This is a genomic window from Streptomyces sp. NBRC 109706 (assembly GCF_000974485.1).
Classification (GTDB): Bacteria; Actinomycetota; Actinomycetes; order Streptomycetales; family Streptomycetaceae; genus Streptomyces.
On record NZ_BBOM01000005.1, the window covers coordinates 165,241 to 179,247 of the forward strand.

Genomic DNA, 14,007 nt, shown 5'->3' on the forward strand with positions numbered 1-14,007 from the left:
CGACCGGCACGCCCTCGCCACACCACCATCAGCGCACCACCGGCCGACCGGCCGAGGCGCCCAGGTGCACGGCGGATGCCGGGAGTTCGACTCCCCCGGGCCGGGCCACCGGGAGCAACCCATGCCCCGGCCCGCACCCCGCACGGTCCGTCCGTCGGCCGACTCCGGCCGGGCGGGCCCCCCTTTCACGGCGTTCAGCGGACCGGTCCCGAGGCAACCGCGCACCCTCGTTTCCCGGGCTGTCTACCCGCGTTACCGTCGAAGAAGGCGCACCGGCGAGGCCACCCCACGGCTGCCGGCGCCCGACAGTTCGTCCCCCCACACCACGGTCCCGGAAGGCAGTCCCATGCCCGTTCCCGGCTCGGTCGCGCCCGGCGGTCATCCCCGCCACCGCACCCGACGCTTCCCCCACGCACCCCATACCCCCCACACCCCGCTGGCCCTCGTCGGCGCGCTCTGCGCCGCCCTCCTCCTGCTGCTCGCCGTCCCCGGCACGGCCGGCGCCGACGAAGGCGGCGCCCCGGAGGACCACCCGGACTTCGGCTCCGCGTATCTGGGCTCCACCGTCCTCGAACACGAGGGCGGCAACACCAGCTATGTCCCGCCCACCGACATCGACCCGCTGGCCACGGTCGAGGGCGTGGACGTCTCCAGCCACCAGGGCAATGTCGCCTGGTCCACGCTGTGGAACAGCGGCGTCAAGTTCGCCTATGTGAAGGCGACCGAGGGCACCGGCTACCAGAACCCCTACTTCACCCAGCAGTACAACGGCTCGTACGACATCGGGATGATCCGCGGCGCGTACCACTTCGCGCTGCCCAACTCGTCGAGCGGCGCCGCCCAGGCCACCTACTTCGCCACCCACGGCGGCGGTTGGTCGGCCGACGGCAAGACGCTGCCCGGGGTGGTGGATCTGGAGTACAACCCGTACGGCTCGACCTGCTACGGCCTGAGCCAGTCCGCGATGGTGGACTGGATCCGCGACTTCAGCGACACCTACCGGGCCCACACCGGACGTGACGTGGTGATCTACACCACCACCGACTGGTGGACCCAGTGCACCGGCAACAACGCGAGCTTCGGCAACACCAACCCGCTCTGGATCGCCCGCTACGCGTCGACGCCGGGGACGCTGCCGGCCGGTTGGAGCTTCCACACCTTCTGGCAGTACACCTCGACCGGCCCCACCGTGGGCGACCACAACCTCTTCAACGGGGCCTACGACCGGCTCCAGGCCCTGGCCAACGGCTGACCGCCCGCCCCGGGGAGGGCAGCGCCATGCGGAAGGATGTCCCCATGGCCTCCTCCCCCGGGCACCCGGAACACCCCGAACGCCGCGCGATCCCCGACGACCGCACGGCCCTCGACGACGGCCGCCCCCTGGTGCTGGACCGGCGCACCGGCCCCTTCGGCGAGGTGGTGCTGCGCCGGCACGGGGAGTTGCTGCAGATCATCGCCAACGGCTGCTTCCTGATGGACACCTCGGACGGCCGCTCCGAACGTCTGCTGGTGCGGGCCGCGTCGGGCTCGCTCACGACGCCGGCGCCCCGGCTGCTGATCGGCGGCCTGGGCGTGGGGTTCTCGCTGAACGAAGCGGTCGCGGAACCGCGTTGGGGCCGGATCACCGTGCTGGAGCGGGAACCGGCCATCATCGACTGGCACCGTTCCGGACCGCTTTCGGACGTCTCGGGAGACGCCCTGACCGATCCCCGCGTGGAGTTGGTCGAGAACGATCTGCTGGCCCATCTCCTCGAAACCGGAGCCGGCGCGCGGGCCCGCTATGACGCCCTCTGTCTCGATGTCGACAACGGCCCCGACTGGACGGTGACCGAGGACAACGAGGGCCTCTACTCCCCCGCCGGCCTGGCGGCGTGCCGCGCCGCGCTCGCCCCCGGCGGGACGCTCGTTGTCTGGTCCGCACAACCGTCGGAGACATTCCCCGACATACTGCGCGATGCCGGTTTCGACGATGTTCGCACCGAAGAGGTGCCCGTTGCCCGAGGCGTTCCCGACGTGCTGTTTCTCGCCAGCCATCATCTCGCCAGCCAGGGCGCGTAGCCGAGCCCCGAGTTTCCGCCTTACGCTGCTACGCAGTGCTCATCAGGGCATTGACCGCCAGTACCAGCCGTCTGGCATGACGACCTTCCCGGGGGCGGGATAGATGACTCAAACAGAAATCAGGACAACGCCAATGGATCGAGAGCACCAGGAGAACCCGTCGCCCACGGGCGGTCAGTCCGAGCCGGAGGCGGCGGAACGGGCTGGTCACCACAACGCGACCGTGGCGACCCCCGGGGCTCAGCGGCGTGTCCTGGTTGTCGAGGATGACCCCACCATCGTCGAGGCCATCGCCGCCCGGCTGCGTGCCGAGGGCTTCCTGGTGCAGACCGCGGCCGACGGCCCGGCCGCCGTGGAGACCGCCAGCGCCTGGCATCCCGACCTGCTCATCCTCGATGTGATGTTGCCGGGCTTCGACGGCCTTGAGGTGTGCCGCCGGGTCCAGTCACAACGCCCGGTGCCGGTCCTGATGTTGACCGCGCGGGACGACGAGACCGACATGCTGGTGGGCCTCGGCGTGGGCGCCGACGACTACATGACCAAGCCGTTCTCCATGCGCGAGCTGGTCGCCCGCTCGCATGTGCTGCTCCGCAGGATCGAACGGGCCGCCGTCGCGGCCACCACGCCGCGCCCCGGCAGTGTGCGGCTCGGTGACCTGGAGATCGACAGGACCCAGCGCCGGGTGCGGGCCGCCGGCAAGGACATCCACCTCACCCCCACCGAGTTCGACCTGCTGATGTGCCTCGCCCGCTCGCCCCGCGCGGTGCTCACCAGGGAGCAGTTGCTGGCCGAGGTCTGGGACTGGGCCGACGCCTCGGGCACCAGAACGGTGGACAGCCATGTGAAGGCGCTGCGGCGGAAGATCGGCGCCGAGCGGATCAGGACCGTGCACGGAGTGGGTTACGCCCTGGAGACACCGCCCGGGTTCGCCGGGGAGAACGGCGCCGCGGGCCAGGCCGCCGCCGAGGGCTGATCGGCAGGTGCTTCGGGAGTCGACCGCGCGGCGCTACGGCCACACGTTGTGGCGGGTGCTGCGCCCCCTCGACCCGTTCCGCTCGGTGAAGGCGGCGCTCGGTTGGTTGGTGATCATCTCCGTCGGGATCACCACGGTCCTGCTGCTGCTCGCCTACCGTTCCGATATCGGCCTCCAGGTGATCGCCATCATCGCGATCATCGCCTCGTTGCTGGTCACGCAGTTCGTGGCGCAGGGTCTCGCCTCCCCCGTGCTGGAGATGACGTCGGCGGCGCGGGCGATGGCGCGTGGCCACTACGGGCGCCGGGTGGGGGTCACCCGCCGGGACGAGCTGGGCGATCTCGCGCACGCGTTCAACCGGATGGCCGCCGATCTCCAGGCCGCCGACCGGCAGCGCAAGGAGCTGGTGGCGAACGTCTCGCACGAGCTGCGCACCCCGATCGCGGGGCTGCGCGCGGTGCTGGAGAACGTGGTGGACGGGGTCTCCGACGCCGATCCGGAGACCATGTCCACGGCGCTGCGGCAGACCGAACGGCTCGGCCGGCTGGTGGAGCAGCTGCTGGACCTGTCGCGGCTGGAGAACGGCGTGGTGCCGCTCCAGTCGCGTGACTTCCGCGTCGAGTCCTATCTGAGCACCGTGCTGGGCGACGCCAAGATGGCGTTCGGGCGCGGCCATGCCAGGACGGACGTCAAGCTGCGGCTGGACGTGGTGCCGGGCGGGCTGCGGGCCACGGCCGATCCGGAGCGTCTTGACCAGGTGGTCACCAATCTGGTGGACAACGCGGTCAAGCACAGTCCGCGCAACGGCCTGGTCACCGTGGTGGCCCGGCCGGGTCAGGCGCCGGGCGGCCTGGTGATCGAGGTGCGGGACGAGGGTCCCGGTATCCCCCAGGAACAGCGGGAGCTGGTCTTCGAACGCTTCGGCCGGGGCACCATCGACGGCGTCCAGGCCCGTGACGGGGGCACCGGGCTCGGCCTGGCGATCGCCCGCTGGGCGGTCGATCTGCACGGTGGAACGATCGGCGTCGCCGAGTCCAGAAGGGGCTGCCGCATTCGGATCACCCTGCCGGGTAACGCACAGGCAAATAGTTGACGTAGGGTCGCGGCTACGCCCCTGTTGGGCGCTCGTTGACCTCGGGCGTCCCGGGGCGTGGTCAACCGCGCGCGAAGGGGCGCGCGCCCCACCGGCAGGCATCGCCGCAGCTGAACGTGGGGGTGCTCGCGGTCACGTTCGACCGCAATCAGGTCGTTGTCATTTTGTTGCCAGTTCACACCGAACTTGATGCAATTCCCGCCTCTTCCTGCCCTGAAACACGGACTTCCGTGTGGTGTAGGCCACGTATGGCGGGTGCGGACTGCGCCGGGGGCGCCCAGGGGCGTAGCCTTGATTTCCGCTGTCCATGACCTTGCGAAGCGGAAGAGGGCGGTTGCCGCCGTGTCGCCACAGTCCCCGAACACCTCAAGCGTTGACTCCGACCAAGAAGCGCAGAAGAACTCTGCCGCCGGTTTCGGAGCCAACGAATGGCTTGTTGACGAGATCTATCAGCAGTACCTCCAGGACCCGAACTCGGTAGACCGGGCCTGGTGGGACTTCTTCGCCGACTACCAGCCGGGAGGCGACTCGGCCCAGACCAAGCCGGCCGCCGACGGGCAGGCCGCCGCCGAGGCGCGGCCGAGCGCGCCCAGCGCGGCGCCCGCCCGGCCGGCCGCCCCGGCGCCGAGCCAGGCCGCGCCGGCCAAGGCTCCGGCGCCCGCGGCCGCGCCGCCGAAGGCGCAGCCCGCCAAGGCGGAGGCGCCCAAGGCCGAGGCACCCAAGGCCAAGGCCGCCGCCCCCGGGGCGGAGGCCAAGGAGGAGCCGGCCGGCCCCGAGCTGGTGACGCTGCGCGGCCCGGCCGCCGCCGTCGTCAAGAACATGAACGCCTCCCGGGACGTCCCCACCGCCACGTCGGTGCGCGCGGTCCCGGTGAAGCTGCTCTTCGACAACCGCGTCGTGATCAACAACCACCTCAAGCGGGCCAGGGGCGGGAAGGTCTCCTTCACCCACCTCATCGGCTACGCGATGGTGCAGGCGTTGAAGGCGATGCCGGCGATGAACCACTCGTTCGTCGAGAAGGACGGCAAGCCCACGCTGGTCAAGCCGGAGCACGTCAAGCTCGGCCTGGCCATCGACCTGGTGACGAAGAGCGGCGACCGCCAGCTGGTGGTGGCCGGCATCGAGAAGGCCGAGACGCTTTCCTTCTTCGAGTTCTGGCAGGCGTACGAGGACATCGTCCGCCGCGCCCGCACCGGCAAGCTGACGATGGCGGACTTCTCCGGCGTCACCGCCTCGCTGACCAACCCGGGCGGGATCGGCACGGTGCACTCGGTGCCCCGTCTGATGCCGAACCAGAGCGTCATCCTGGGCGTCGGCGCCATGGAGTACCCGGCGGAGTTCCAGGGCACCTCGCAGGTGACGCTGAACCGCCTGGGCATCTCCAAGGTCATGACGCTGACCAGCACCTACGACCACCGGGTGATCCAGGGTGCGGCGTCGGGCGAGTTCCTGCGGCAGATCAGCCAGCTGCTGCTGGGCGAGCACGACTTCTACGACGACATCTTCGCCGCGCTGCGCATCCCCTACGAGCCCATCCGCTGGCACCGGGACATCGACGTCAACCACGACGACGAGGTCACCAAGGCGGCCCGGGTCTTCGACCTGATCCACTCCTACCGGGTGCGCGGCCATCTGATGGCCGACACGGACCCGCTGGAGTACAAGCAGCGCCGCCACCCCGACCTGGACATCACGGAGCACGGGCTCACCCTGTGGGATCTGGAGCGGGAGTTCGCGGTCGGCGGCTTCGCCGGCAAGTCGATGCTCACGCTGCGGGACATCCTGGGCGTGCTGCGGGACTCGTACTGCCGCACCACCGGCATCGAGTACATGCACATCCAGGACCCCAAGGAGCGCACCTGGATCCAGGACCGCGTGGAGCGCCCGCACACGGCGCCCGAGCGCGAGGAGCAGCTGCGCATCCTGCGCCGGCTGAACGCCTCGGAGGCGTTCGAGACGTTCCTGCAGACCAAGTACGTGGGCCAGAAGCGGTTCTCGCTGGAGGGCGGGGAAACGGTTATCCCGCTGCTGGACACGGTGCTGGACGAGGCCGCCGCCGACAAGCTGGACGAGGCCGTCATCGGCATGGCGCACCGTGGCCGGCTCAATGTGCTGGCCAACGTGGTGGGCAAGTCCTACGCGCAGATCTTCCGCGAGTTCGAGGGCAACCTCGACCCCAAGTCGATGCACGGCTCGGGCGATGTGAAGTACCACCTGGGCACCGAGGGCACGTTCACCGGCCTTTCGGGTGAGCAGATCAAGGTCTCGCTGACGGCCAACCCCTCCCATCTGGAGGCCGTCGACCCGGTGGTCGAGGGTGTCGCCAGGGCCAAGCAGGACATCATCGGCCGGGGCGGCAAGGACTTCACGGTGCTGCCGATCCTGCTGCACGGTGACGCGGCCTTCGCCGGCCAGGGTGTGGTCGCCGAGACGCTCAACATGTCGCAGCTGCGCGGCTACCGCACGGGCGGCACCATCCACATCGTGATCAACAACCAGGTGGGCTACACCGCGACGGCCGCCGCCGCCAGGTCCTCCACCTACTGCACCGATGTGGCCCGGATGATCGAGGCCCCGATCTTCCACGTCAACGGGGACGACCCGGAGGCGGTGTGCCGGGTCGCCAGGCTGGCCTTCGAGTACCGGCAGGCGTTCAACAAGGACGTCGTGATCGACCTCGTCTGCTACCGCCGCCGTGGCCACAACGAGACGGACAACCCGTCCTTCACCCAGCCGCTGATGTACGACCTGATCGACAAGAAGCGCTCGGTGCGCAAGCTGTACACCGAATCGCTGATCGGCCGGGGCGACATCACGCTGGAGGAGGCCGAGCAGGCGCTGCAGGACTTCCAGGGCCAGTTGGAGAAGGTCTTCAAGGAGGTCAGGGACGCCACGGTCACCCCGGCCCCCGCCGAGGTCCAGCTGCCGCGCCCCGACTTCCCCGTCACGGTGGAGACGGGTGTCTCCGGCGAGGTGGTCAAGCGGATCGCCGAGTCGCAGGTCAACATCCCCGAGCGGATCACCGTGCACCCCAGGCTGCTTCCGCAGCTGCAGCGGCGCGCGGCGATGGTCGAGGAGGGCACCATCGACTGGGCGATGGGCGAGCTGCTGGCCGTCGGTTCCCTGTTGATGGAGGGCACCCCGGTCCGGCTGGCCGGCCAGGACTCCAGGCGCGGCACCTTCGGCCAGCGCCACTCGGTGCTGATCGACCGCAAGACCGGCGAGGACTACACCCCGCTGCTCTATCTGTCGAACGACCAGGCCCGGTTCAACGTCTACGACTCGCTGCTGAGCGAGTACGCGGCGATGGGCTTCGAGTACGGCTACTCGCTGGCCAGGCCCGAGGCGCTGGTCATGTGGGAGGCGCAGTTCGGCGACTTCGCCAACGGCGCGGCCACGGTGATCGACGAGTTCATCTCCTCGGCCGAGCAGAAGTGGGGCCAGACGTCCGGCGTCACGCTGCTGCTGCCGCACGGCTACGAGGGCCAGGGGCCCGACCACTCCTCGGCCAGGATCGAGCGTTTCCTCGCGCTGTGCGCGCAGAACAACATGACGGTCGCGGCGCCGACCCTGCCGTCGAACTACTTCCATCTGCTGCGCTGGCAGGTGCACAACCCGCACCACAAGCCGCTGGTGGTCTTCACCCCGAAGTCGATGCTGCGGCTGAAGGCGGCCTCGTCGCGGGCCGAGGAGTTCACCTCCGGCGGGTTCCGGCCGCTGATCGGGGACGCGGACGCCGATCCGCAGCAGGTGCGCAAGGTGGTGCTGAGCAGCGGAAAGGTCTACTACGACCTCGCGGCCGAGCGGGAGAAGCGCGGCGCCAACGAGGTGGCGCTGGTGCGTCTCGAACGGCTCTACCCGCTGCCCAGCGACGAGCTGCGCGCCGAGCTCGCCAGGTTCCCGGGCGCCGAGCGGGTCGTCTGGGCCCAGGAGGAGCCGGCCAACCAGGGTGCCTGGCCGTTTGTTGCGCTCAACCTGCCGCAAGCGGTGGAGATCCCGGGCCGGCTGACCCCGGTCACCCGCCCCGCGTCCTCCTCGCCGGCCGTCGGCTCGGCGAAGCGGCACCAGGCGGAGCAGCAGGCCCTGTTGGACGAGGTGTTCGACCTCTGACGGGCTGAGGCACATCGGGAAGGGGGGCCACCGGCTGCGGTGGCCCCCCTTCCCGTTGCCGGACGCGGCGCGTCAGCCTCCGGGCGCGTCAACTCCCCGGCGTGTCAGGTGAGCAGCGGCTCGAAGTCCCAGTACGGGCGCACCCGGGCGCGCGCGCTGACGGTGTGCTCGTGCTGGGTGCCCAGGGTGGCGATCAGCCCGGAAAGCGCCTCGCCCTCCGCCCGGTCCGCCTCCGAGCGCTGCCTGAGGTTCCGCAGATCGGTGGCGTGCGCGACCTTGGCGGAGAGGGCCAGGGGATGCTGGGGGCCGAGGAAGCGGTCGGCCCTGCGCACCGTGTCGCGGCTCAGCTGGGCCGCGCTCTCCACATCGCCCTCCAGGTTGCGGTCCGCGCTGAGGTTGAGCGCGAGACCCAACGTCCAGGGGTGGTCAGGGCCCAGTGCCTCCGTCATCCGGGTCAGGCAGGCCTCGTTGATGGCCCGCGCCTCCTCCCGCTCGCCGGCCGCGCGCAGCAACAGGGCATGGTTGCCGGTGGTGCCGATGGTGTACGGATGGTGTGGGCCCAGCGCCTCGCGGTAGCGCTGCATGGCGCGTTCGCCGATGTCCCGGGCCAGATCCAGTTGGCCATAGGCGCGCAGCGCGAAGGAATAGCAGGCGGCGATGCGTTGGGTGAGCGGGCCGCGATCCCCCAGGACGCGCTCGGCGCGCTCCAGCAGGGCGGCCAGCCGCGCGTTGGCGGCCGTCCGGTCGCCGGAACGCAGCACGCAGAGCGCCAGGTTGAGCTCGCTCTGGAGGGTCTGGGGGTGGTCGGCCCCCAACACCGTGTGGTGTACCTCCACGTTCTGTTCCTGGACGGACTGGGCCTCGGAGTAGCGGCCCAGCAGGCGCAGGTCCGTCGCATAGGCGACCTCGGAGGAGAGGGAGGCGGTGTTGCGCGCGCGCAACAGCTCCCTGCGTGCCCTGAGGGTGTGCCGGTCCTCGGTGAGCGCGTCCTGGTAACGGCCGAGCAGCCGCAGGGTGACGGCCAGGTTGTTGCGGGCGTTGAGGGTGCGGAAGTCCTCGTCGCCGATGAGCCGCCGGCAGCCGGCGAGCACCCGTTCGGTGGCCTCAAGGGCCTCGGCATAGCGGCCGAGGCCGCGCAGATCGGCGCCAAGCCCCTCCACCACCCGCAGCACCTCAAGCTCCTGGGGGTTTTCCTCGGCCTCAAGCCGGGCCAGCAGCCCGCGGTTGATCCGCTCGGTGCGGGCGTACTCGCCGGTGGCGCGGAGCAGCGTGGCGTGCAGCGAGGCCAGGCCGGCCATCAGCGCGTGCTCCTCGCCGAACACCACGCGCCAGGCGCGTTCGGTGCGTTCGACGAGCTGGATGCCCGCCGCGTACTCGCCGGCGAGGTAGAGGTAGTGCAGGCAGTGGTGGATCAGCCGGTGCATCGAGTTGTGCCGGCTGCGCAACGCGCCGGACGCGTCCAGATGCGGCACGATGCGGGCGAACCTGGCCCAGGTGCGGGTGTCGGTGGGAACCTCGGGGTTGGCCGCGGAGAGCCCTCGGCGCACGGCGCGGGAGAACAGCTCCCGATCCGCCTCCGACATCCCGGACCGCACCGTCTGGTGGACCATGCGGTGCAGATGGATGGTGCCGGACGCCTCGGGGTCGTTCTCGTCGTTGGGCGGGTCCCACTGGATCACCGAGTACTGCACCAGCTTGTTGATCGCGGTGTTCCAGCGCAGCGGATCGGACATCAACCCGGTGAGCTGCTCCGGCAGATGCTCGGGCGGGATGCCCCGCAGCAGTTGCACGGGGACCGCGCCGGGCGCGAAGAAGCCGCAGAGCCGCAGCAGTTCGACGGCCTCGGGCACCGTCTCCCGCAACCGGTTGAGCAGGATGGAGAAGGCCATCGGGTAGGAGGTGTCGAAGTCGACGGCGACCCGCAGGCCGACCTCGATGTCCTCGTCGTCGCGGAGGAGTTCGACATACTCGGCGACCGTCATCGTGGAGTCGTTGAGCCAGCCGGCCGTCTGGTCGAGCGCCAGCGGGAGGTCGCCCAGCGCCTCGGCCAGCACATCGGCGTCCGCCGAGCCGATCCGGGGAGCGCGGCGGCGGACGAAGGCCACCGACTCCTCGCGCTCGTAGACCGGGACGGACAGCAGATCGGTGTTGTAGGCGGCCCATTCGCGGTTCTGCGAGGTGATCAGCACATGGCCGGGGCCGGACGGCAGCAGATCGGCGATGGTGCCCGGCTGGTCGGCGCCGTCCAGCACCACCAGCCAGCGGCCGTGCGGCTGGCCCCGGCGCAGCGCGTCGCCGACCGCGCGCAGCCGCTCGCCGTACTCGGGACCGGTGTTGAGCTTGAGGGCGGGCGCCAGCTCGGCCAACCGCTGGCGCAGCGTGCCGCGTTGGTCGGCCGGCACCCACCAGACGAGATCGTAGGAGGAGGCGAACCGGTGCGCGTACTCGGCGGCGACCTGGGTCTTGCCGACGCCGGAGAGGCCGTGCAGGGTGACCACGCCGGCGCCCGGCTCGGCGCTTCCCAGCCGGTCGTGGATCTCCTGGAGGGCGCGCTCCCGGCCGGTGAACCGGGTGTTGCGGCGCGGCACCCCGCCCCAGACGCGGGGCAGATCCATGGGGAAACGCGGCCGGTGCGCGCCGCCGAGGGTGTCGAACGCGGGATCGCGGTCCCGGACGCCGCCGAAGAGGTGGATCAGCCGGCGCTCGGCCTCCCGGGCGCCGAGGCCCCACAGCTCCGTGGTGCCGCCGAACGCGGCCGAGGCGGTGGGCACCGGGCTGGTCGAGACGGAAATGGCGGCGAACCGGCGGGTGTTGGGGGCGACAACCGCGCGCAGCGCCTCGTTCCACTCCTGGTCGGTGCGCGGGCCGAGCTTGAAGTACCAGTCGCTCAGGATCACCAGGATCCGGCCCTCGACGAGCAGCAGATCGCGCAGCGCCTCGTCCAGCGGGGTCTCGATCGGCGGATCCCAGCGCTGGAACGCGACCTGCCAGCCGTAGCGCTCCAGCCGGTCCGCGATCCACACCGCCCAGGGCCTGTTGTACCCGGCGAAGCTGATGGTGATCCGGTCGCCCTCGGCGGCCGGAACCACGGCATGAGCCGAACCCTGCACGAAGCCCCTCCCTCAGCGGCCACGCGACCGACTTCGTCGACCGCGGCGACGATCGGCGTCCACCGCTCGATCCGGAGCGGAGCCGACGAACCGTCAGCGACCGCCTTGGGAAACATACACCTCGGCTCCCTCAGGTAACCGTGTCACGGGCATGCTCTCGTAGCCAGACCGTCCGCGCGGTCTCCACATAGGCCCGGGCGCGCACCAGATGGCCCTCGGGGGGCGCCGGCGAGCCCAGCTGTTCATGCCGTTCGGCCATGGCGCGCACGAAGACCCGGCCGTCGTCGGTGAGCCGCCGGGCGGCGCGCAGGGCGGGCAGCACGGCGCCCACCTGCAGCTGGCAACGGCTGTGCGCCGCCCACGCCGTCTCGCGCGCCCCGGGATCGCGCAACCCCAGCGCGAGTCGCTGCCAGAAGCCGGCGAGCGCCAGATGGGCGTAGGCCCCGTGCAGCAGCCCGTCGAAGGGGCGCGGATCGGGGCGCCAGGGGGCCCAGTGCCGGGCCCTGGGCCCCTCGTGGTGCAGCGGGTTGAGGGTGCCGACGGCGGCCAGTTTGGCGTGCTGCAGTTCGTGGGTGAGCCCTGCGGCCAGCTGGGCGGCGTTGGGCGGGGCGCTGGCCAGCACCGCGCCGAAGGCCCCCGGGCTGGTGGAGCTGATGTGGCCCTGCTGCTCCTCGGCCGGCCGCAGCAGCGGCACGATGCAGTTGAGCAGCGTCAGCTCGGCGGCGCGGGCGGCGCCGCCCAGCCGCAGCAGCGGCAGCGCCTCGCGCCACAGCCCTGACCAGTGGGCGCGCTCGGCGGGACGCAGCGCGTGCGCCGGCGGGGCCTGCCCGGCCTGCCGGGGCACGGGGCGCCCCGGATCGAGGTCGTCGAGCAGCACGGGGCGCGGGCCGCCGTCCAGGGTGTGCAGCCCGATCCAGCGCGGATCGCCCGAGCGCCAGCGCCCCGCCGGGTCAGGACGCAGCGAGACGGGGGCCTCGTCCGGCAGTCGCACCGTCAAACGGCCGGCGTGCGCGCTGAGTTCCACCGGGCCGCCGTCCGGGGACGCGGTGTTGAGCGCGCCCAGGGTGGGCAGCGCGACCCGGCCGGCGGTGACGGTGGTGCGGATACGGAAGTCGAGGCCGGCGCGGATCGCGGCGGCGGCGGCGAGCCCGCCGAGATGGGCCAGATCGCGGACGGCCGCGGCGCCGGCGCCGGTGGTGAGCCGGTGGGCGCAGCGTTCGGCCCAGGTGCCGGTGAGCGGGTAGAACAGCACCCGGCGGGCGGCCTCCGGCGCGGCGTGTTCGGCGCTCTCCAGCAGCGCGGTGTGTTCGGCGGCGCGGGCGGCGGCCTCGGGCGGCGCGGCGGGGATGGCGTCGAAGAGCACCCGCAACAGCAGCAGCCTGCGGGTGTGTTGGCCGGCGCTGAGCGCGGCGAGGGTGGCCGCGTCGCCCTCGGTGCGGCCCAGCTCGGCGAGTTGGGCCGTGCTCAGCGTGCCCGCCACCCGGCCGGTCATGGCGCCACCGCCCGACGCAGCGCGGCGTCGAGGTGCCGGATCAGCCGGGTGAGGTCGGCGCAGTAGACGGAAGGGTTGCGGAAGCCGTCGGGGGCGCGGTAGCGGTGCGCGTAGTGCCCGCCGCCGCAGACCTCGACCAGCGGGCAGCGGCGGCAGGTCCCGGCCAGCGCGGCGGCGCCGGCCTGGCGGGCGGCGACGCCGGGATGTCGCAGCGCCTGGTCCAGCGTGTGGTGCGCGATGTCGAGGCCGGTGGCGGCGGCGCCCGGGTACGCCGTCTTGAGGGAGTCGATCTGCTCGATGGCCCCGTTGGTCTCGATCACCACGGCGGTGAACGGGCGCAGCCCGAACAGCCCCCCGGCGGTGGGCAGCCGCAGCAGCGCGGCGACGCACTCCTCGAAGATCCTGATCCGCACCCGGCGTCGGTCGTCCCGCCACCAGCGGTCGAAGACGGCGCACAGCCAGTCGGCGTAGGGGGTGGCCCGGTCGGTCTCCTGCTCGGCTCCTTCGAGCCCCGGGGGCGGATGGGTCCAGTTGCCGTGCGGCAGCAGGAAGTCGACGGCGGGGGGATCGAGTTCCAATAGGGACTGATAGACCTCGATCGGATCCGTCGCGGGATCGATCACACAGAGCACCCCGGCATAGGCGTCCCGATGGCGGGGCCTGGCGAGCAGCCCGGCGGCGCGGCGGGCTCCGGGCCAGGCGGCGCGGCCCGCGTGGTCCACCCGCCGTCGGTTGTGGTGGGCCCGGCCGCCGTCCAGGCTCAGCCCGACCCGCACCCGGTGCTCGGCGAGCACGTCCAGGACGGACTCGGTGAGCAGCGTGCCGTTGGTCTGCAGACCGGCGTGCACCCGGCATCCGGCCGGCACCTCGGCCCGCACCCGGTCGGCGAAGCCGCCGAGTACCGCCGGATCGGTGAGCAGCGGCTCCCCGCCGTGCAACACCAGGGAGACGGCGGGCAGTCGATGGGTGGCGGCATGCTCGCCGATCCGCCGGGCGATCCAGCGCAGCGTCTCGGGGGAGGCGCTGACCGGCTGCTCCCGCCAGCCCTCGTCGGCGGCGAAGTACATATAGCAGTAGCGACAGGCCAGATTGCAGCGGCTGTTCACCTTGACGACGAACTGCCGGAAGGGCACCGGAGCGGCGAGCCCGGCGCCCATGGCCTCTGCCCTGC

General features: G+C 71.7%; 8 protein-coding genes. 5 read left to right on the plus strand and 3 right to left on the minus strand.

Features of this window, described 5'->3' with window-relative positions:
- Positions 1-346 precede the first annotated feature (346 nt).
- The 5 genes from AOM46_RS05710 (at position 347) to AOM46_RS05730 (ending at position 8,234) form a co-directional block, all read left to right on the plus strand.
- Positions 347-1,252: a lysozyme gene (locus AOM46_RS05710; RefSeq protein ID WP_078856516.1), complete on the plus strand. Its 906-nt coding sequence runs from the start codon at positions 347-349 to the stop codon at positions 1,250-1,252.
- A gap of 44 nt (positions 1,253-1,296) precedes the next feature.
- The gene (locus AOM46_RS05715) at positions 1,297-2,058 is read left to right on the plus strand and encodes a hypothetical protein (RefSeq protein ID WP_062206684.1); all 762 of its coding nucleotides are present in this window, start codon (positions 1,297-1,299) and stop codon (positions 2,056-2,058) included.
- A 133-nt stretch (positions 2,059-2,191) separates the two neighbouring features.
- Positions 2,192-3,031 carry a response regulator transcription factor gene (locus AOM46_RS05720; protein ID WP_078856517.1) on the plus strand — a complete coding sequence of 280 codons (840 nt, stop codon included), beginning with the start codon at positions 2,192-2,194 and terminating at the stop codon, positions 3,029-3,031.
- 7 nt (positions 3,032-3,038) lie between these two features.
- A complete protein-coding gene (locus tag AOM46_RS05725; RefSeq protein ID WP_062206687.1) occupies positions 3,039-4,124 on the plus strand; it encodes a HAMP domain-containing sensor histidine kinase in 1,086 nt (361 codons plus the stop codon).
- Between the two features lie 342 nt (positions 4,125-4,466).
- A complete protein-coding gene (locus AOM46_RS05730) occupies positions 4,467-8,234 on the plus strand; it encodes a multifunctional oxoglutarate decarboxylase/oxoglutarate dehydrogenase thiamine pyrophosphate-binding subunit/dihydrolipoyllysine-residue succinyltransferase subunit (protein WP_062206688.1) in 3,768 nt (1,255 codons plus the stop codon).
- Between the two features lie 104 nt (positions 8,235-8,338).
- On the opposite strand, the gene fxsT is transcribed toward AOM46_RS05730, so the two are convergent.
- The 3 genes from fxsT to AOM46_RS05745 all read right to left on the minus strand — a co-directional run bounded on the left by fxsT (position 8,339) and on the right by AOM46_RS05745 (position 13,993).
- Positions 8,339-11,344 (minus strand): FxSxx-COOH system tetratricopeptide repeat protein, encoded by a 3,006-nt coding sequence (gene fxsT, locus AOM46_RS05735; RefSeq protein WP_062206690.1) that lies wholly within the window; start codon positions 11,342-11,344, stop codon positions 8,339-8,341.
- Between the two features lie 130 nt (positions 11,345-11,474).
- Entirely contained in the window at positions 11,475-12,836 is a 1,362-nt protein-coding gene (locus AOM46_RS05740; protein WP_062206692.1) for an HEXXH motif-containing putative peptide modification protein, read from the minus strand.
- On the minus strand, positions 12,833-13,993 hold the full coding sequence (locus AOM46_RS05745; RefSeq protein ID WP_062206694.1) for an FxsB family cyclophane-forming radical SAM/SPASM peptide maturase: 1,161 nt from the start codon (positions 13,991-13,993) through the stop codon (positions 12,833-12,835). The genes AOM46_RS05740 and AOM46_RS05745 overlap by 4 nt, the downstream gene beginning before the upstream one ends.
- Between the last annotated feature and the right edge of the window lie 14 nt (positions 13,994-14,007).